At 62.8% G+C, this 19,977-nt stretch carries 19 protein-coding genes; 4 read left to right on the plus strand and 15 right to left on the minus strand.

The genetic code is table 11. The annotated features are described in order from the left end of the window. Nucleotides 1-212 precede the first annotated feature (212 nt). The gene (locus E5X88_RS27090; protein ID WP_292166694.1) at nt 213-761 is read right to left on the minus strand and encodes an SIS domain-containing protein; all 549 of its coding nucleotides are present in this window, start codon (nt 759-761) and stop codon (nt 213-215) included. Beyond that, nucleotides 704-1,363, minus strand: coding sequence for an orotidine 5'-phosphate decarboxylase / HUMPS family protein (locus tag E5X88_RS27095; RefSeq protein WP_292166697.1), 660 nt, complete (start codon nt 1,361-1,363; stop codon nt 704-706). The genes E5X88_RS27090 and E5X88_RS27095 overlap by 58 nt, the downstream gene beginning before the upstream one ends. Before the next feature lie 289 nt (nt 1,364-1,652). Between E5X88_RS27095 and E5X88_RS27100 the strand changes: the two genes are divergently transcribed. The 3 genes from E5X88_RS27100 to E5X88_RS27110 all read left to right on the plus strand — a co-directional run bounded on the left by E5X88_RS27100 (nt 1,653) and on the right by E5X88_RS27110 (nt 4,858). Further along, nucleotides 1,653-2,294: a glucose-6-phosphate isomerase gene (locus E5X88_RS27100; protein WP_292166700.1), complete on the plus strand. Its 642-nt coding sequence runs from the start codon at nt 1,653-1,655 to the stop codon at nt 2,292-2,294. Between the two features lie 92 nt (nt 2,295-2,386). Continuing rightward, the gene (locus E5X88_RS27105) at nt 2,387-3,274 is read left to right on the plus strand and encodes a shikimate dehydrogenase (RefSeq protein WP_292166703.1); all 888 of its coding nucleotides are present in this window, start codon (nt 2,387-2,389) and stop codon (nt 3,272-3,274) included. A 60-nt stretch (nt 3,275-3,334) separates the two neighbouring features. After that, nucleotides 3,335-4,858 carry an FGGY family carbohydrate kinase gene (locus tag E5X88_RS27110; protein ID WP_292166706.1) on the plus strand — a complete coding sequence of 508 codons (1,524 nt, stop codon included), beginning with the start codon at nt 3,335-3,337 and terminating at the stop codon, nt 4,856-4,858. A gap of 4 nt (nt 4,859-4,862) precedes the next feature. On the opposite strand, the gene speB is transcribed toward E5X88_RS27110, so the two are convergent. From speB to E5X88_RS27145, 7 genes are all read right to left on the minus strand, one after another. After that, a complete protein-coding gene (gene speB, locus E5X88_RS27115; protein WP_292166709.1) occupies nt 4,863-5,831 on the minus strand; it encodes an agmatinase in 969 nt (322 codons plus the stop codon). Between the two features lie 13 nt (nt 5,832-5,844). Next, complete coding sequence (locus E5X88_RS27120; protein ID WP_292166712.1) at nt 5,845-6,615, minus strand: creatininase; 771 nt, start codon at nt 6,613-6,615, stop codon at nt 5,845-5,847. A 13-nt stretch (nt 6,616-6,628) separates the two neighbouring features. Further along, nucleotides 6,629-7,336, minus strand: coding sequence for an SDR family oxidoreductase (locus tag E5X88_RS27125; RefSeq protein WP_292166715.1), 708 nt, complete (start codon nt 7,334-7,336; stop codon nt 6,629-6,631). Further along, the gene (locus E5X88_RS27130) at nt 7,330-8,085 is read right to left on the minus strand and encodes an SDR family oxidoreductase (protein ID WP_292166718.1); all 756 of its coding nucleotides are present in this window, start codon (nt 8,083-8,085) and stop codon (nt 7,330-7,332) included. The genes E5X88_RS27125 and E5X88_RS27130 overlap by 7 nt, the downstream gene beginning before the upstream one ends. Then, nucleotides 8,082-8,855 (minus strand): ABC transporter ATP-binding protein, encoded by a 774-nt coding sequence (locus E5X88_RS27135; RefSeq protein ID WP_292166721.1) that lies wholly within the window; start codon nt 8,853-8,855, stop codon nt 8,082-8,084. Before E5X88_RS27135 ends, E5X88_RS27130 begins: the two co-directional genes overlap by 4 nt. 10 nt (nt 8,856-8,865) lie before the next feature. Further along, entirely contained in the window at nt 8,866-9,606 is a 741-nt protein-coding gene (locus E5X88_RS27140; RefSeq protein ID WP_292166723.1) for an ABC transporter permease, read from the minus strand. Between the two features lie 152 nt (nt 9,607-9,758). After that, nucleotides 9,759-10,751 carry an ABC transporter substrate-binding protein gene (locus E5X88_RS27145; RefSeq protein WP_292166726.1) on the minus strand — a complete coding sequence of 331 codons (993 nt, stop codon included), beginning with the start codon at nt 10,749-10,751 and terminating at the stop codon, nt 9,759-9,761. Nucleotides 10,752-10,866: 115 nt separating this feature from the next. Here E5X88_RS27145 and E5X88_RS27150 point away from each other — a divergent pair, with 115 nt between their 5' ends. After that, nucleotides 10,867-11,793 (plus strand): LysR family transcriptional regulator, encoded by a 927-nt coding sequence (locus tag E5X88_RS27150; protein WP_292166729.1) that lies wholly within the window; start codon nt 10,867-10,869, stop codon nt 11,791-11,793. Between the two features lie 135 nt (nt 11,794-11,928). Here E5X88_RS27150 and E5X88_RS27155 read toward each other — a convergent pair whose 3' ends face one another. The 6 genes from E5X88_RS27155 to E5X88_RS27180 all read right to left on the minus strand — a co-directional run bounded on the left by E5X88_RS27155 (nt 11,929) and on the right by E5X88_RS27180 (nt 19,976). After that, on the minus strand, nt 11,929-14,466 hold the full coding sequence (locus E5X88_RS27155; RefSeq protein WP_292166732.1) for an arsenate reductase (azurin) large subunit: 2,538 nt from the start codon (nt 14,464-14,466) through the stop codon (nt 11,929-11,931). Nucleotides 14,467-14,480: 14 nt separating this feature from the next. After that, the gene (locus E5X88_RS27160; RefSeq protein ID WP_292166734.1) at nt 14,481-15,008 is read right to left on the minus strand and encodes an arsenate reductase (azurin) small subunit; all 528 of its coding nucleotides are present in this window, start codon (nt 15,006-15,008) and stop codon (nt 14,481-14,483) included. A gap of 154 nt (nt 15,009-15,162) precedes the next feature. Next, nucleotides 15,163-16,506, minus strand: coding sequence for a sigma-54 dependent transcriptional regulator (locus E5X88_RS27165; protein ID WP_292166738.1), 1,344 nt, complete (start codon nt 16,504-16,506; stop codon nt 15,163-15,165). After that, complete coding sequence (locus E5X88_RS27170) at nt 16,496-17,953, minus strand: HAMP domain-containing sensor histidine kinase (RefSeq protein ID WP_292166740.1); 1,458 nt, start codon at nt 17,951-17,953, stop codon at nt 16,496-16,498. The genes E5X88_RS27165 and E5X88_RS27170 overlap by 11 nt, the downstream gene beginning before the upstream one ends. Further along, entirely contained in the window at nt 17,950-18,852 is a 903-nt protein-coding gene (locus E5X88_RS27175; protein ID WP_292166742.1) for a PhnD/SsuA/transferrin family substrate-binding protein, read from the minus strand. The genes E5X88_RS27170 and E5X88_RS27175 overlap by 4 nt, the downstream gene beginning before the upstream one ends. A 182-nt stretch (nt 18,853-19,034) precedes the next feature. Then, nucleotides 19,035-19,976, minus strand: a complete 942-nt coding sequence (locus E5X88_RS27180; protein WP_292166745.1) for a choline/ethanolamine kinase family protein — start codon at nt 19,974-19,976, stop codon at nt 19,035-19,037. Nucleotide 19,977: the final 1 nt, after the last annotated feature.

Genomic DNA, 19,977 nt, shown 5'->3' on the forward strand with positions numbered 1-19,977 from the left:
TGTTCCTGCGAACCAAGCCGCCGGCAGCTCCCCGTCGGTTGCCGTCGCCAGAGCACGGCACCAACGCTCCTCAAGCACAATATCGGCATCACGCAGCGAGTCCAGTGCCTTGCCGCAACGGAAGATGAGGTGCCCAGGGCTTCGATCTTGCCTGGAGAATTCCACCGCATCGACGATCCCGTCACCGATGCTCACCACCGTCGGCATGGGCGTCACTGCAAGTTGGTGTGGCGGTACAACATCAGCTTGTGCGCGTCGGCTATCTGCCGCGCCAGGCCGAGCACAACGCTATCGAGCAGGATGAGGCAGGATTGCTCGAACAGGCTGCCGCCAAACTGTTCCGATTCCTCGACAGGGACATGCAGTGTGACATCGGCAATGCCGGCCAGGGTCCCCGCCGGCTTGTGCGTCAGCGTAACGACCTTGGCGCCCTCCGCCCTGGCGATGCGGGCAAAGCCCGTACTGACCGGCGTCTCTCCGGAGCCGGAGATGACCAGCAGCGCATCGCCCTTGCGGATCGATGGCGCCGATACCTCACCGACGAAATGCACCGTTCGGCCAAGGTGCATGAAGCGCATCGCACCCATCTGCGCGACAAGGCCTGAGCGTCCCTGCCCGGAAAAGAACCATCGCCGATCGGGATCGTCGAACGCCTGCACCAGCCTGGCAAAGGCGTCGGCGTCGATCCGGCCAAGAAGGCCGGCTATCTCCTGTCCCACGGCCAGCCACGGCCTGGATTGGGCAATCTGTCGCGAATCCATCGTGCTATCTCTTTCGGGTTTGCGGATTCTGTAATGGCGCTGCCAACCACGAGGATTTCGGGTTCGACTGCGATCACCGTTTCCAGCGTGTCGGGGCCGATCCCGCCGGCGAGCGAAACCAGAAAGCCGCGATCGTGCATCTTTCTCACGGCGTCGATATGTGACGTGGAAATGTTGCCCGCCAGCCGCGCATCGGTCGGCGAATGGACCGCGACGTAGCCGAAGCTTTCGGGGAAGGCAGCATTCAAGGGAAGCAATTCCGCCTTGCCCGACTCGGTGATGGTGTCGACGATGACCGTCGCGCCGAAGGCTGCGGCGCGTCTTCCTACCGTCTCATGCGTGGCGGACGAAGCACACGACAGGACCGTCATGAACGCGGCACCGGCGCCGAATACCATATCGGCCTCGAACTGGCCGCCGTCGACGGTCTTGGTATCAGCCAGCACCATAACGTCAGGGCAGAGCTCGCGCGCCGTGGTGATGGCAGAGAGGCCAAGGCGTTTCAGCAGCGGCGTGCCGATCTCGATAATGTCGGCGAACGCCTTCATCTGCGGCAGCAGGGCCAGGTGTTCAGGTCTGTCGAAGGCGACTTGGAGGAGCAAGGCGGTTCTCTCGCATAAGGCCTGATATGGCGTTGAGAAGGCTGTCAGCCGGTAGTCGGTGCGTTGACAGTGACACGGCAAGACGCAGCGCAAAGCGGCAGGACGACAACGCCCAACCTGCTATCGTGTGCTTCGCAGTCGAAATCTGCCATAATCCAGCGACCTCCAAGCTGGTCTGCATAGGGAGAGCAAATCGTAACCTGCAAAGCAAGTGTGGTTCTTGTCGAAAGCAGGAGGTGCGGGCCAGATCAGCGTCGACGCCATCAGCAATGCAATATGAGGTAATCCTTTGACGAGATTGTTTGAGCCCACTGGATGCAAGGTCGATCTGTCGACTGGTGCGATGGGCAATGCAACCGGCAGCTACCAGAAGCGCTTCCGCGATCTGGACGGGCTCTACGCGGACGCCGCGGCCTTCGAAGCCATGCGCGCGACATGGGGCGAGCGCATCGTCTACGAGGTCTCCGAGTTCCGACCGACCGAGCAGTCGGGTGATCTGATTTTCGGCGTCACGCGCATGGCGCCCGGCAAGGTCGGTGACGAGTATTTCATGACGCGCGGTCATATCCACAGACAGGCCGACCGGCCCGAGATCTACTATGGCCAGAAGGGGCACGGCCTCATGCTGATGGAATCGCCGGAGGGCGAGGTCCGGATCCTGCCCGTCGACGCGCAGACCGTCTGTTACGTCCCCCCTTTCTGGATCCACCGCTCGATCAATGTCGGGGAAGACGATCTGGTGATGCTGTTCTGCTATCCGGCCGATTCGGGGCAGGACTACGAGATCATCGCAAGATCGGGGGGCATGCGATCGCGTGTGGTCGCCGGCGATGGAGGCTGGAAGGAAGTCGACAACCCGGATTGGCGACCGCGTGACGCGAAGCGGATCTCCGCCCTCTATGCGCAACAACCCAGCACGGTGCCGGCGTGAAGGCTCCCTTCGAGACCGCTGCTTGCCGTTATCGGCCGGCTACCCAGCCGACATTCTATTTTATCGGCGTCACGACGACGAGCAGTTCGATTATGCGGGTTTTCCCTGCATGGGCGCGCCACCTCGGGCTGAAGGATGCGGTTCTCAAGGGCATCGACTTTCCGCTGCATGCCGATCCGGAGGCCTACCGTGAGGTCGTCTCCTTCATAAAATCCGACCCTCTATCGCTTGGCGCGCTCGTCACCACGCACAAGATCGATCTCTTCAACGCAGCGCGCGAGCGCGACCTGTTCGACGTGATCGATCCGCACGCTCGCCTGATGCGCGAGACCAGTTGCCTGTCGAAGCGGGACGGCAAACTCATCTGCCATGCCAAGGATCCGATCTCTTCGGGCCTTGCGATAGATGGTTTCATCCCGGCAGGATACTTCGCGGATACCGGCGCGGAAGTCCTGTCCATGGGCGCCGGCGGATCGACGATTGCGATCACCTGGCACCTGATGCGCAAGGAACGCGGCGCCGACCTACCTTCGCGCATCATTGTCACCAACCGTTCGCAGCCGCGTCTCGACGAAATCCAGCGCATTCACACAGGCATGACATCGACGGTCGAGATCGAGTATGTCCTGGCAGACCGACCCGAGATCAATGACGGGACGTTGGCGGCGCTGAAACCAGGTTCGCTGGTGATCAACGCGACGGGACTTGGCAAGGACGCCCCGGGCTCGCCGATCACCGATGACGGCGTGTTCCCCAAACGTGGCATCGCCTGGGATCTCAACTATCGCGGCGACCTGATCTTCCTCGACCAGGCAAGGCGGCAGCAGGCGCGACAGCAGTTGCAGATCGAGGACGGTTGGACGTATTTCCTGCATGGCTGGACGCAGGTGATCGCAGAGGTCTTCGACATTGCGATCCCGGTGTCGGGGCCGGATTTCAACGCGATTTCGCGTATCGCCATCGAAGCGGCGAAAGGGTAATGCCGTGGACCGCATTCTCGTCACGCCGCGCTCGCTCGCCCATCTCAGGGTCCTGTCGAAATGAGCGGCGAGCTTTTCCTCGCTGTCGATGTCGGCACCGGCAGCGTCCGCGCCGCACTGATCGATGTCACCGGCAAGATCCTCGAACTTGCGTCGCGAGAGCACGACCAGATCGTGCCGGAGTTCGGCTGGGCCGAACAGCGGCCGGTCGACTGGTGGGAGGGTGCGCGCGCGAGCATCAAGACGGTGCTGGATCGCATCGATGGCGCCCGCGAACACATCTGCGCCATCTGCGTCTGCGGACAGATGCACGGGCTGGTCCTGCTCGACGCGCACGGAGCCCTGGTTCGCGAGACGGCGCCGCTCTGGAACGACAAGCGCACCGTCGATCTCGTCCGTCGCTTCGAAGAAGCGAATGAGCCGGACAGCTATCTGTCCGAAAGCGGCAACACGCCGACTCCCGCATGGCCGGGCTTCAAACTGCAATGGGTCCGAGACAACGATCCTGCCGCATACGCCCGCAGCGCGGTCGCCATCATGCCGAAGGACTACATCAACTACCGGCTGACCGGCGAGATTGCCATGGATACAGGCGACGCGTCCTGCAGCTTTCTGATGAACCCGGAGCGGCTCGACTGGTCGCCGGTGATGATCGAACGCATGGAGCTGGACGCCGCCAAGCTGCCGCCGATCCGCAACCCGCTGGATGTCATCGGCCACGTCACCGAACAGGCAGCGCACGACACCGGCCTGCGGTCCGGAACCCCCGTGCTGGTCGGCGGCGCCGACTATCCCGTCGCATTGCTCGGATCAGGCGCTTGTCGACCGGGAATGGGTTCCGACAGCACCGGCACGGGCGCCATCATCACCGCGATCGCGGAGAAGCCGCTGCTTGACCCGGAAATCTCGAACGTCGCGACGATCGAAGGCAACTGGGCGCAATTCGTGCTGCTGGAGACCGGCGGCGACGGCATGCGCTGGGCACGCCGCGCTTTCCACGGCAACGCACTGTCCTATGAGGAGATCGCCGCCCGCGCCGCCGAGGCACCCGCCGGTTGCGATGCACTGCTCTTCATGCCCTTTCTCACCGGCGAGCGCCTGGGGCGCCATCGCAACGCCCGCGCACAGTTCTTCGGATTGGGCGCCGCGCATGGCATGGAGCATCTGCACCGCGCTATCCTGGAAGGCATCGCCTTTGCTATGACGCGTCACATCCGCATCATGGAACACGCGTCAAACAAGCCGCTGGAGCGCGTTATCGCCGCCGGTGGCGGGGCGCGCACGGAGCTCTGGCTGAAGATCAAGGCGAGTGCCTTCAACATTCCGATCCTGGTTCCGCGGGAGCCCGAATGCGGCATTGTCGGCTGTGCCGCGATGGCGGCGACGGCGACAGGCCGCTTCTCGCACGTCGAACAGGCGGCCGAGCGCTTCGTGAGCTACCGCGCCGAAATCCTGCCGGACCCCAGATGGGCAGAGACCTACAGGCGCACCCAACCCGTTTTCGACCGGCTCTACCACCACAGCCAGGCGCTCTACGACGACCTCGACGCACTTGCAGCCGACACGCGGCCGACGCAGCCGTGACGCTTCAGGCCGGTCGAACCCTGCCTGCAGCGACAGACCCGGCAATCACGCACAGCAGCTCGAACATCATCGTCGCCCCCGCGAGCGCCGTCATCCCACCAAGATCGAACGGCGGTGCCACTTCCACGACATCAGCGCCGACTATGGTCACAGTGTCGAGAAGGCGGACCATTTCCTGCGCTTCGCGCGTGGTGAAGCCGCCAAGCTCGGGGGTGCCGGTACCGGGCGCCATCGAGGGGTCGATGCAGTCGATGTCGAAGGTCACATAGGTGGGACCGCTGCCGACGATGCCGCGTGCCTCTTCCATGACGCTGGCCGCGCCTCGCCGGACAAACTCCTCCATGTAGATGATGCGGATGCCCTGGGCGACGGCCCAATCATGCTCGTTGGGCTCGTAGATGGAACCGCGGATGCCGATCTGGACAACACGTTTGGGATCGAGCAGCCCCTCTTCGATGGCCCGTCGGAAAGGTGTGCCATGCGTGTAGGGATTGTCGCCGAAATAGCGGTCGTTGGTGTCGGAATGCGCGTCGAAATGGATCATGCCGACCGGCGCATCGCGCGCGATTGCGCGCAGCACCGGCAGTGTCGTCAGATGATCGCCGCCGGCAGCAAGCGGAATGGCGCCTGCCGCGACAATCGCCGCGATGCCGTCCTCGATGCGCTTCAGGCCGTCCAGGAGGTTGATCGGATTGACCGACAGGTCACCGACATCGGCAACGTTGGCAATGCTGAATGGCTCGGTTCCCGAGACGTGATGCACCCGCCGCATCAGGCTCGACTGGTTCCGGATCTCGCGCGGACCGTGGCGCGCGCCGGCGCGGTTGGTCGTACCGCCATCCCACGGTATGCCGACCAGTGCGATGTCCAGCCCCTCGGCACTTGCCACGGCCGGCAGTCTCATGAAGGTCGACAGCCCGGCGAAGCGGGGAACGGCTGCGGCGTCGACCGGCTGAAAGAAATTGCTGTTCATGTTGTCGTTCACCTCAGAAGAATTCACGTTTGACGATATCGGCGAGCCTCGTCTCGCAGTCGTCGAGCAGCCATCGGCCCTTCTCCGCCGACGAGCCCTCGGTCAACGACAGGACGCCGGACGGCGGCACGTCCTCGGCCGGCTTGGGATAGCGGTCGTAGGGCTTGAATTGCGCGGGACCGTCATGCAGCGCCTTGTCGAGGTCGACGAGCTCCGGGCGCAGCGCCAGCATCATCGACGTTTCGATCACGCTCGCATGCTCCAGTTCGATGCCGGGGTAGCCGTCGGGGAACACCTTCGCCAGCGTTTCGCCGCGCACCATGTCCCAGTGGTCGACGCGCAGGATCGTCAGGTCTGTCGCACGTTCGCGGCCGATGGCGTCGAGCGCCAGTTCGATACCTTCGATTGACGGGCCGATGTTCTCGTAATGGCCGTTGAGCACGACGATGCGTCGGACCTTCTGGCGATACAGGTCGCAGATCACATCCTTGACCAGAAGCGAAAAAGTCTGTGCCGTGATGTTGATCGTACCGGGAAAGGCCGGGCCGCCGCCTGTCCTAGGCTGCGAGCGGTTGCCGTAGGCGATCGTCGGCGCCACCAGACCCCCGACCTGCGCCGCCACCTTTTCGGCGATGGCGGTCGGAATCACCACATCGACGTTCATCGCCATATGGTGGCCGTGCTGTTCGGTCGCGCCGAGCGGCAGGAACACCGGAGCGCCGGCGGCGATCCGCTTCTGGGCCTCGGGCCACGACAGTTCAGCGAGGAAAACGCGGTCTTTCATGATCATCTCTTTCTCAAGGCATCACCGCGCCGCCATTGGCGCCCAGGCATTGTCCGGTGAAAAAAGTTGCGCCGGGGCCGGCCAGGAACACCACCGCGGAGGCGATCTCGTCCGGCCGTCCGATCCGCCCCAGCGGGTGTGTCGTCTCCAGCGCGCGCTGGCTCTCGGTCAGCGCCTCGAAGCCAAGAAGCGGCGTGTCGGTCGGCCCGGGCGCCACGGCGTTGACCAGGATCCGGGGTGCAAGTTCGCGTGCCCAGGAGCGGGTAAGGCCGAGCAACGCCGCCTTCGTCGCACAGTAGACCGAAGCACCCGACCGGCCGAGATAAGCGAGTTCGGAGGCGATGTTGATGATGCGTCCGCCATCGGGAAGATGCGGCAAGACTTCCCGTGCCACGATGATTGCGCCCCGCACATTGACGGCGAACATGCGGTCGACATGGTCGAGCGAAATCCCGCCAAGCGGTGCTTCCTGGAGGATGCCGGCATTGTTGACGAGGATGTCATAGCCGCCGATCCGGTCCGCGCCCTGCCCGACGGCGGCAATGATGTCGGTTTCGCTGGCGAGGTCGCAGGCAAGAATGGGGATATCGCCCTCGGACGCTTCGAGATCGAGCCCGAGAACCGTCGCCCCGGCCTCGCGCAAGGCGTGCGCGGTCGCGCGGCCAATGCCGCTGGCCGCGCCAGTGACCAGCGCGCGTTTTCCGTGGAGCGGGCTTACCAAGGCACTTCTCCCCTATCGACGCCGAGCGACTGCCCGGTGATGTTGGCTGCGAGCTCCGACGCCAGGAAGAGATAGGTGCCGGCCATATCGGCCGGCTCCATCAGACCCGGCAGGGCCTGTGCACCAACGATGCTTTCGAGCAGTACTGCCTCGCTGACGGCGTCTCTCTCGGCCATGCGGCCGAGCGAACGCATCGACGCATCCGTGCGAACCCATCCCGGACAGACCGCATTGACGCGGATGCCCCTGCCCCCAAGTTCCTTGGCCCAGGTCTTCGTCAGGCCGATGATGGCGTGCTTGGAGGCGACGTAGGCACCAAACTGCGCCTCGGCGACGCGCCCCCAGATCGATGCGGTGTTGACGATCGAACCGCCGGCCTGCATGCGCGGCAGGGCACGCGCCGTGACGAGCGCCGTGCCGATGATATTGATCTCGATGATGCGCCGGAAGGCGGCTTCGACATCGTCGCCACTGTCGGTGATCGGTGTCATCAGTTCCAGGCCGGCATTGTTGATGAGCACGTCTATGTGAGCGACAGGTTCGAGTGCCGCCGTGACGGCCGCACGATCGGCAATGTCGGCCTCCGTGCCGGTGGCGCCCAATTCACGCGCCCGTTCGTGCACCGCCGCGTCGTTCGCAATGAGATGCAGGCTGGCGCCGGCTTGCGCGAAGCCCTTCGCGATGCCGAGGCCTATGCCACGGCTGGCCCCGGTGATCACCACAGACTTTCCGGAGAAGGACAGGCTCATACGATCGCTCCGGTCTCGTTGCGGATCAGATGCAGGACCTTGTTGCGCAGCTCGAAGAATTTCTGCGTTTCCCGGATCTCCAGTGGCCGTTGCGGGCCGAGTTCGGCCGCCACGTCGATGTCGGCCACGACCGAAGCCGGCCGGCGCGAAAACAGGATGATCCGGTCGGCGAGGAATACCGCTTCTTCCACGTCGTGGGTGACGAAGATGATGGTCTTTTCCTCGCGAATCTGGATCTGCCGCAGCTCGACCTGAAGGCGCTCGCGCGTCAGCGCGTCGAGCGCACCGAAAGGCTCGTCCATCAACAGCACATCCGAACCGGCAGCGAGTGTGCGCGCTATCGCCACGCGCTGGCGCATGCCGCCCGAAATCCGGTTCGGATAGGAGCCGGCGAAGTCGGCAAGCCCAAACAATTCGAGATAATGGCGCATCCGCTCGGCCTTCTCGGCCACGCCAAGATCCTTCCTGTAGCGCATGCCGAAGGCAATGTTCTTCTCGACCGTCAGCCAGGGAAACGACGAATAGGACTGGAACACCATGCCGCGCCGGCGATCCGGCCCGACAACTTTTTCGCCCCCGAGCAGGATCGAACCCGAGCTTGGCTCGTCGAGGCCGCCGACCATCCGCATCAAGGTTGTCTTGCCGCAGCCCGATGGGCCAAGGAAGACCACCAGCGAATTGCGGTCGAGGCCAAGATCGGTTTTTCGCACGACATCGACCGGGCCGAAGGACTTGGCCGTACCGACGAACTGAACGTAGCCGTTCTTCATGACCTGCCCCTCACAGATACCGGAAAAGCCGGCGGTGAAGCAGGCGAAGCAGTTGGTCGGTGACGAGGCCGATCAGCCCGATGACGACGACGCCCGCCATCACTTCGGGCGTTTTGACGAAGCGGCGTGCCGTCCAGATCACGTAGCCGATGCCGGAATCGGCCGCGACGATCTCGGCGATGATCAGATATGTCCAGCACCAGCCGAGTGTGATCCTGAGATTGTCGATCAGAGTCGGCCCCATCCAGCGCAAGGCGACATCGGTCATCACCTGCCTTGACGTGGCGCCGACGGTGCGGGCGACCTCGACGAACTCCTGCGGCACCCGGCGCATGTCGTCGGCCACGAGAAGCACGAGCTGGAAGAACGTGCCCAGCCAGAGCAGGAAGATCTTGGTCTCCTCGCCGACGCCGAACCAGATAATGGACAATGGCACAAGTGCCGGAACCGGAAGATAGCGGATGAAATCGATCATCGGCTCGAGTGCGGCTCCGACGATCCGGTAACTGCTCATCATGATGCCGATCGGGATGGCCATGGCCGCGGCGAGCAGGAAGGCGATCCACACACGCGCGGTCGAGACCACGACGTGCCAGACGAGGTTCTGCTCGGTCAGCATTGTCCATAAGGCGATGACGACTCGGCTTGGCGAGGGGAGGAACTGCGGCGCGATGACGCCGGCGCGCGCCGCCAGCTCCCAACCCGCGACGATCAGGGCGGCCGCCGCAACGCTGACGGCGGATTCCGCCATCGGCGAAGCCCGGCCGCGGAAAACAAACAGACTGCTGAACAAGATCGCTATCCCCGGATGGTCGAAACAACGGCCGTCACTGACGGCTGCCGGCATGGCATGGCCGCCGGCGGCCGTCAGAAGGCGGCCGCCGGATCTGGTCGGTACTGCCGTTACTTAGCCGATACCTTGTTGATCGCCGAATTGTCGATCTGGTCCGTCGCCACCAATTTGTTGTCGGCGGCGCCGTTCTCCAGATTGAGGTCCATCACCGTATCGAAGATACCGTGGAGCGTGCCTTTTTCTCCCGGTTCGCCCATATAGGCGAGCGATTCGGCGAGCGTCGTGTAGGACAGGCTGGAGTTGACGATCTCGGTCACTTCAGCCGCTGTCAGGCCGAAATGCTTGGAGGCCATGTCGGCGAATTTTTCCGGCTCGGACTTGAGAAAGTCGACAGCCTCGTAGATGCAGCCGAGAAACTTCGCATACTTGTACGGGTTCGCCTTGAAATCGTCGTTGCGGACGATGATCGCATCGATGATGATGCCGCGATGATCCTTGGACGAGACCAGCATGCGGGCACCCGGACGGGTCGAGGCCTTCAGCGCCTGTGACATGAACGGTTCGTAGGTCGCGATCGCGGCAATCGAGTCATCGACGAAAACCGCGCCCGTGTCAGCCGTTGCGATGTCCTTGATCTGGAGGTCCTTCAGCGACAGTCCAGCCTGCTTCAACTCCATCTGGAGCAACAGGCGTGAGGGAATGTTCGGCTCGGCAGCGACGACTTTGCCCTTGAGATCCGCCACCGTCTTGATCTTGTCATCGGTGATGACACCGTCGCCGCCGACCGATTCGTCGATCGTGCCGATGATGATGCCCGGCGTGGAGGCGTCGCGCGGGCGACCCTGATATTCGCCGACGGACCGCATCTGCATCTCGATGTCGCCGCGCGCCATCGCCGCCATGACATTGGTCAGGTCATCCTCGAACTTGATGCTGACGTCGAGGTCCTTGCCGGCGAAGCAGCCCAGGTCGCCGGCGATGTGGACAGGTGCAAATCCCAGCCACGTCGGAGCCAGGATGCGGATCTGGTCGGCGCTGAAGGCGAACTGCGAACTGGCGAGCACCAGTGCTGCGGACAACGCGATGCGAAGTGACGATTTCATGATTGTTCCCCATTTTTGTTTCACGCAGGCTCGCGATTCTAGCATTGATGTAAATGAGTTTATTTAGAATTTTACATCGAATAATGTCGATGTATCGCCGATCGAGGGACAAGGCATGCGCCGTCTGGACAACATCGACATCCGCCTGCTGCGCGTCTTCGTGGCGCTGGCCGATTCAGGCGGCTTCGCCGACGCGCAGATCACCCTCAACCTGTCGCAGCCGACGCTCAGCACGCATCTTGCGGAGCTGGAGAAACGCATCGGCGCCCAGCTCTGCCATCGCGGACGCAAACAGTTCCGCCTCACCGAAGTCGGGCAGGCGACCTACGACGCGGCGCAGAAACTGTTCCGCGACCTCGACGATTTCGGGCACCGCATCAGCGCGGCCAGCGGCAGCCTGTCCGGCCGGTTGCGGATCGGCACCTCCGATGGCGTATTCACAAGCGATGAACTGGGCATCCAGCATGCCCTCAGACGCTTCATGAGCCCTGATTCCGATGTTTTCATCGATCTTTCGCTGGGCACGCCGTCCGAGCTTGAGCAGCAAGTCGCTGATGGCGGCCGCGATATTGTCATCGGGCCGCTATCGCAGAAAGCGCCCGGCGTCGTTTACCGGGATTACTGCGGTGAGCCGCATTTTCTCTATTGCGGCCGACGGCATCCGCTTTTTGCGGTGCCCGATTCAAGGATCGACCAAAGCGCCATCCATGCCGCGCGGTTTTCGGTGCGCAGCTATCGGTATTTCGACGATCTCTATCTCGTCGGGCATCCCAAGGCCAGCGCGTCGGTGATCCACATGGAAGCACAATTGATGCTGATCCTGTCGGAGAATTTCATCGGCTTCCTGCCGGCCCATTTCGCATCGTCATGGGTCCATGCTGGCGAGTTGCGGGCGATCAAGCCGGGATCTTATACCTTCAGTTCGCGGCATCTGATTGCTTACCGCAGGGCGGACGAAACACGAAATCTGGTCCAGGCGTTCCTGCAGGAACTGACCAGGGGATCGGAAACGGGTCCCTTGAAAGGACGTGGAGCAAAGTGATCAGGACTTCTCGGGCAATGGCTTTGGCTGGCCGCTCGAGACACTGAGGATTGCTTCCGACGGGAATCTCCAGACGGCAGAGCGAGACACCGGGCCCGCCGCTGCGACTGGCGCCGCGGCGGACCCGGGAGAGCCTCAGACGGCCTGATATTCCTGCGACTTGAACGAAAGGTGCTTCACGCCTTCCGGCGCATCCGAGATCTTCCTGATGTTCGCCCAGGTCTGCTTGTAGTTCGGGATCACCAGCTCGTTCACGCCGTCATTGATGACGTTACCCATCACCCCGGTCGGAAAGCCGAACAGCATGAAGGTCTCGCCCTTCTTCGCCGTCGGGGTCGGATAGACCATCGCCTGCGTCGAGCCGTCATCGTTGTAGACCTCGACGAGGTCGCCGGCCTTCAGGCCGAGTTCACCCATATCGTCCGGGCTCACCTGGATGTAGGGGAAGGGCATGCGATCCATGACGAACTCGTTCTCCTGGTCGAGGAAGGCGTTCTGCCAGACGATGTTGGCGCGGCCGTTGTTGATAAGATATTTGAATTTGGCCTTCTGCTCTTCCTTGCCTGGTGCCTGCAGCCCGCGCCAAGGCGCGTCCATGAAGCTTGCCTTGCCGCCTTCCCCGGAAAAAACGCCGTCGGCATAGAGTCGCTTCGTTCCGACGATCTTGCCGTCCGCGAAGCCGGTAGCAGGCTCCTGGAAGCCGTTGTTGCCCATGACCTTCAGGCGCTCGTAGGTGACGAACTCGCCGCCGCCGGCGTTTTTGTTGTAGCCGTCCATGAACGCATCCTCTTCGGTTGCCCAGTCATAGCCCTTGAACTGGTCGGCATAGGCAGCGTCGCCCATCTCGCGCAGCACCTTTTCCATATGCTGGGCCAGTCCTGCCGCGATCAGGCAGTCAGGCTTGGCATTGCCCGGCGGGTCCATGTAGCGCTCGACCAGCCGCATGCGCCGCTCGCCGTTCATCGACGTCAGGTTCATCTCGCCCGACTCTGCCGCCGGCAGCCAGACATGGCTCGCCGCGCCGATCTTGGACGGTATGATGTCGACATCGACCGAGAACAGGCCGCCGGCCTTGATGGCGGCCAGAATGGTTTCGACCATCGCCTGCCGGTCGCCATACGGCACCTTGCTCATCGCGTCCTTCACGATGTCCGTCCGCGTCTTGTAGACGCGGTTGAACTCGTGCGCATTGAGCGAAGTCTTGTAGTGGTCGCAGGCCCAGATGTGGTGGACGCCACCCTGGCCCTCGATCAGAAGCTTGTCGACATAGGCCGCGGGCCGCCCAACATGCGCATCTGAGGGGCGCACATAACCTTCCTGGTGTCCGCCGAGGCGCACCACGCCGCCACCCTCGCGGCCTATATTGCCCGTCGCCAGCGCTATGTTCACCAGCGCACCGTTGGTGCGGTAGTTGTCATTGCCCCAGATCAGCCCCTTCTCGTAGCCGATCATGGTGCGCCGGCGCTTTCCGCCCTCTTTCGGCATGGCGATCCACTCCGCCGCCTTGACGATGTCGGCCGGATCGAGCCCGGTAATGCCCGCCGCCTCTTCGATCGACATCCTGCAGCCTTCAACGGCGCCGCTGAAGTTGGTAAGGTGCCCAGGCTTGCCGTCCGCCTCGCCGCGGGCCGGATAAAGCGCCGGGCGCGCCTTGCCTTCCGCGGCCGTGCTGTTCTTGAGGAAATCCTCGTCGACCCAGCCCTTGTCCGCAATGTAGGTGAACAGCGCGTTGAACAGCGCCAGGTCGGTTCCTGAATTGAGCGCGAGGTGGAGCACGTTTTCCTTACCCGCTTCGGCCTCGCAGGCGTTGACGGTCACCGTGCGGCGGGGATCGACGACGATGATCCGGGCGGCCGCATGCGGCTCGTCCGGCATCTGCGCCTGCTTCTTGTCCAGCGTTGCGCCTCGCAGGTTCGGAATCCAGTGGTTGAGGAAGTAGTTCGTCTGGGTCTCGAGCGGATTGGTACCGACGGCCATGATCGTGTCGGCAAGCTCGGCGTCCTCGTAGCAGTTGTTGAGTTCGCCAACGCCCATGTCGCGGGTGGCATGGACTTCCGAGTTGTAGGCCGGGCGATTGTGGATGCGTATGTTCTTCACCTTCATGGAGCCGAAATAGAGTTTTCCGGTGCCCCAGGTGTTTTCGTAACCGCCCGCCGACCCGCCATGATCGAACATGGAGACGAACAGCCCGTCCTCGCCCTGCTCCTTCACGACCGCCGCGGTCACCCTCGCGACGAGGTCGAGCGCATCATCCCAGGACGTCGGCTGCATCTGGCCATAGCGCCATACCATCGGGTCGGTGAGCCGCTGCATCTGCGAGCCCCGTGCCGTCGAATACCGCGTTTCGCCCATGCGGGCGCCGCGCACCGAACCAAGGCCGGAGTTCACCTCGCAGTCGTGGTCCGGCTTGATGACGATATGGACGTCCTTACCGTCCTGCTTGACGATGTTGTACATCGAAGGCGCGTACCAGGCGTCGGTCTCGGCGGCCTGCTGCTCGGACAGATCGACCCCAAATACGTTCGAGGCGGCATCGGTGCCGCCCTGCTTGTTGGCCGGCCATGTGTAGGCGTGATAGCCGCAACCGACGATGCAATAGTGGCAGGTGACGTTGTGTTTCTTCGCATCCGCCGGAATGATCGGCAGCCGGTCGATGTGACGTTTGTAAGCCATGATCCGATCCTCCCCTAAAGTACGTTGCTCAGGCGACCGTAGAGCAGCTCATCCACGCCCTCGGCATAGATGTCGCCCTTGTCGTCGATGCGGAGCGCGTATTGCGGCAGGTTGGCGGTCGACTGCCCCCAGATCTGTTGTCCGCCGGCATCCGCGTCGAAGCGCGAATAGTGGCCGGGGCAATTGAAGGAGTGGTCGTCGGCGTTGTAGTTGAGCGGGAAGCCCTTGTGGGGGCACGTGGTCGAGAACCCGACGATGTCGCCGTCAGGGCCGGCACCACCTTCCACTTTCGTTCCAAGCTTCAGCAGCACACCGGGCGCGTTTTCATCAGGGTAGCCGACATCGAAAGGCTCGTTTGGTTTCAAATCGGCGATATTGGCCAACTTGTTCGACGGATATTCGACCAGTGCCAGACCGGGTGCGGCCTTGGTCTGAGCTTGCGCCGGCAGCGCCACTGCCGTGGCCATGCCTGCGGCGGCGAACGCCCCTCCCCTTAGAAATTGACGGCGGCCGACGTCGACCAGCTTGTTGCAGCGATCCATGCATTCCTCCCGTTTGGCGAAAATCGTCGCAAGCGGCCTTGCAACGCCTGTGCCAAGCGGAGAAGCCGGCCGATTTCATTCGAGAAACTGTTATGACGCCAGCGCCAAGGGGCATGCATGTTCGGAAATCCGGACATGCTGCAGTGCCGAAGGTTCAGGAAGTCGAACGCGCCCGATCGGCAAGGCCGAGCCGCGTCATCTTCTCCCAAAGCGTCGTTCGGGAGATCGCCAGCAACCCAGCTGCCTTTGCAATTTGACCGCCCGTTTCGTCCAGTGCACGCTCGATCTGCCGCCGCTCCGCGGCATCGCGAACGTCGGCTAGCGGGGCGAATGCAGCGCTTCCGGGCTTTGTTGTCCGTTCAGGGAACAGGTCACCGGGCATGATCCACTCACTGGTCGACAACGCCACCGCCCGCTCGACGCGGTTTCTGAGTTCCCGCACATTTCCAGGCCAGGGATAGGCAAGTGCGGCCTCCTCGGCCAGCGCGCTGAAGCCCCGGATCCGGATATCGGAGCGGCTCGCTGCATTTTCCAGGAACCTGTCGAGAAGCCAGGTGATGTCCTCATGCCGCTCGCGCAAAGGCGGAATCGTCACCGGCAGGACCGCAAGTCGAAAATAGAGATCTTCGCGGAAGCTCGACGGCCCGCTGCGTTGGCCAAGGTCGCGATGAGTGGCCGAAACAACCCGCGCTCGAAACGTGCAGGGCGTTTCACCGCCAACCCGGTTGAAACTTCCGTCTTCGACCAGTCTGAGCAGCTTTGCCTGAAGCGGCATTGGCATGTCGCCGATCTCATCCAGGAACAGCGTGCCCTTTCCGGCCCGCTCGGCATATCCGAAGTGCCGCTGTTGCGCACCGGTAAACGCCCCTTTTTCGTGACCGAAAATCTCGCTCTCCAGCAGCTCGGCCGGGATAGCAGCACAGTTCACGGCGATGAACGGCTCCACGCGCCGGGGTGAAACCTCATGGAGCAGGCGGGCAGCAACTTCTTTCCCGGATCCGGTCTCGCCGGTGATCAGCACAGGCAGGTCGTGGCCCGCGTAACGACGCAGCAGGTCTTCGGTATGCTGGATGGCCGGGGACTCGCCGAGGAAATAGCCCTTGAGACGAAGCTGGCTATGCGTTGTCCGCCGCGCGGCATCGATCCTCCGCAGGAATTCATCCATCGCGAACGGCTTGGTCATGAAATCAACGGCGCCGGATCGCATCAACCTGACAGCCTGGTCGATCTCGCCATGGCCGGTCACGAAGATGAACGGCGGGGAGTTCGGCAGGTTGGCAAGCTCGCTGAAAACCACTTCGCCGGAAATGTCGGGAAGACGGACGTCACAAATCACCAGATCGAGGGAACGGGACAGGCCTTCAATTCCGGAAATGGCGTCTCGCCCTGACTGCCACCATGTCACCCGCCAGCCCTCGAGCTCGAGGCGCTGAACGATCGACCCTCCCATCACAGGATCGTCCTCGACAAGGCCTATCCGGGCGCGGTCAGGCAGCATGGGCTTTGGCGTCCTCGCTGTCGAAGGGAATTATCAGCGTGACCGCCGTTCCTCCCCCTCTTTTGAGTGCGATACTGGCATGTCCGCCGAGATCGTCAACCACGCGGCGGACCATCCAGAGGCCGAGACCACGCCCCGCGCGTACGGCCGGACCGGGATCCTGATCGATGAGAATCCCCGCGATGTCGGCCGGCATTCCGGAGCCCTGGTCGCCAATTTCGATGTGCAGCCGGTCTTCGGCGCTCATTGCCTTCAGCGAAACCGTCCCGTCCTCCGGAGTGACCGCGCTCGCATTGAGGAGGAGGTTGAGGACCGCCTGACGGACCGGACCGCCTCGGATGGGTAATTCCGGCGCACCGTTCCATACGACGCTCCAATCCAGCCGCTGTCGTTTCCGTCGCAATTCCGGCTTGAGCAACAGATGGACATCTTCCAGATCTGCGGCGGTCATAGGGCGCTGCGATCGTTCGGGCCGGTAGGTGGCAAGCGCGGCCTCAACCACGTCGCGGATGCCGGCAAGGCCGCGCTCGATCAGGCTGATCGATGTGTCGCGAACACCGGGGGTTTCGCCATGGGTCTTCAACGTATCCAACGCGTTGAACAGCCCGCCAAGCGGATTGTTGATCTCATGCGCCATGCCGGAAGCGAGGCGCCCCAGGCTCGACAGCTTCTCTTCCTCGGCGAGCTGCATGGCGAAGTTCGCACGCTCGCGCTCGGCATGAACAAGGGCATTGTAGCCGCGGAACAGGCCCGCGACTTCAGAATCCCCGGCCGGAATTTCCCGCGGTGAGATCGGCTCGGCCGCGCCATGCGCTGCCGAACGCATGTGGTCCTCCAGCACCCGCATCGGGCCGATCATCTGCCTCACCAGCACGAAGCCGCCCAGCGCGAACAGGGACGCGAGGACGCCGTTGGTAATGAGCAAGGTGACCAGAATCTCACGCCGCTCGGCAAAGAGGTGCGACACATCGAATGTGGCGTGGATCGTCCCGATCGGCTGACCCTGGTAGGCGAGATCGCGGCGGGCGAACCCGGTCAATCTGGTCTCGTCGATCGTGACGACATCAGGACCATAACGATTGAGATAATCCGCCGGCAATTCGGAATACGTCGCGATCCGATTCGGATCGCTCGCTGCGAGCACCCTGCCGTCCGGGCCGGTCACCACGGTTTCGACCGGAGCGAGGGATTTATAGGATGCCGAGGATCTGTCGAGCGCATCGAACACCTCCCAGACGTCCGCCCGCAGCACCGCCGGCACGACCGCCGCCGAAAGGCCATCCAGATATGTTTCGGCAAGGCCGTCGAGGAAGCGTTCCTGTGTCCGCGACAGCCGGTTGAGCACTCGCTCGGAAATGGCTGCGCTGATGACCACCATGAGCAAAGCCACAAAGACCGGCACGCGATAGGAGACGGGAATCGATCGGAAGCGCCGGAGCAGTTTCATCCAAACTGCCTCACGGTTCCCACCTTGGCCGCAATCGCGTCGAAGAGCGACGGATCGGTTGCCGCGAACCCGTCCAGACGAAGCAGGGCAAGGACTTTCCGGCCCTCGGCATCATCCTCCATGGAAATCAAGGCCTGCTGCAACGCCTTGACGCGTCGATCGTTGGAGGCGGACTTCGGCGACGCTATTGGCGGGAAGCCCAGCCATTCCGACTTGCGGACGATCCTGGTCTGCTTCACCAAATCCGGCTCGGTCTCACGCATGACCTCGTAAACGTAGCCGTCCACGCTGCCCGACTGAGCGAGCCCCGAGGCGACGGCCCTGATGACGTTTCGGTGTCCATAGGTGAAGAAGCTGCGCGAGAAGAAATTGCCGGGAAGCTGGCGGTTCTCCGCGAGGAGCGCCCGCGTCACCAGAAAACCCGAATTCGAATCAGGATCCGAGAACGCATGGACGTCGCTTTTCAATCCGGTCCAGTCATCCACGTTACGACCAACCGAAGCGATCAAATACGATTGGTAGAGCGGCTTGCCGTGCCAGACCGGGGTTGCGACAAGGTCGAGATCGGCCTTGAACTGCACGTAGGGATAGCCGCAGATCCATGCCGACTGAATCTGCCCGGAAACCAGCAGCGCCGTGATTTCCTGATACGTGCGGCGCGTCACGAGCTCGACCTGGCTACCGATCATGGCGCTCAGATAGCTGCGCAGATGGCCAAGCAATTCGAGATCGTTCGAGAGGAAGACTGGCGTCAGACCGAATTTGAAACTCTCTTCTTCGGCGCCGAGGGCAGCGGGGGCGAATAGCGCCGCCGCACCCGAAACAGCGGTCGTAATCAGATCACGCCGTGTGATCGGAACGCCGTCGGTGGCCCTGTGCGGGTTGCCTAGGTTCCTCAAGAATCGCCTCCCGACCGGAGCGCGTTCGTGCCCGGCCGGTCCGATCATATCCGAAAATGTGGAAGTCTAGGAACTGCAAAAGCGGGACCGGATTTTGGCGACGAGCACGTGGCCGGATATCCCAGTCGCGATCAGCAATGGCGAGCGCCAACAAACCGGAATTGCTCCGCCAGCGACACCCGTCAGACCGCCCTGAGATACTCGACCCATTGCGGGGCCTGCATGACCGAGCGCGCGCGCATATATTTCCACGCACCGTATTTGTAGAAATCGAAATCGAGCGCCGATACGACGTTCTGCACCATCGCCCAGGTTCCCCACTTCACATCGGCGAGCACCTTGTGCACGACCAGGCGGGCTTTCAGCCGTGGATCGAACCTGCCGAAATATTCCTCGATGACTTCCGCCTCGACCGCATCGGAAAAGAACATTTCCCCGCACCAGATGCCGAGTTCGTAACAGCGGTCGTTGTTTGCCGCATACTCGTAATCAATCAGCATCATCGACCGGTCGGGCGCGATCATGAAGTTTCCGGGCATCGGATCGTTGAAGCACGGCACAAGGTCGATGCCCGAAGCCTCGAGCGCCGCCCGCGCCAGCCGGTACTGGCGATGCAGCCAGGCAAAATCCGCGGGCAGTGCGCCTCCGAGCTCGCGCACCTGATCGATATGCTCGTCAATCATGTCGAAGACGGTCTTGGTCAGCGACAGCAGGCCCGAATCGTTGAAGCGCCGATAGAGACCCAGCACCGAGCGGCGCACATCCGGGTCCAGGAAATCGCGGTTGGTACAGGAGCGCCGTCCCTCCATGAAGTCGGCGATCTCGACGCCGCGTTCGTCCAGATAGTTGTAGACCGCGGGTCCGATACCGAGCGAATGCGCGCGCCGGCTCGCCTCCGCCGCCGCCTTTCGGTTGATGAACATTTCGGTGCCCCGGCCCGGAACCTTCACGAAATAGCTCCCTGGCTGTCCCTCGATGCGAACGCGCCAGTTGGAATTGCTGATGCCGCCATGCACAGGCCCGTAGCGGAGATCGCGGCCCGCCCATGGTTCGACGGCGCAGATGACAGCCTCGATTTCCCGCTCGGCTTCGTTCACCGCCTCGCCCGGCCGCTTCTCAATCATC

It is taken from the genome of Mesorhizobium sp., assembly GCF_004962245.1.
Classification (GTDB): Bacteria; Pseudomonadota; Alphaproteobacteria; order Rhizobiales; family Rhizobiaceae; genus Mesorhizobium.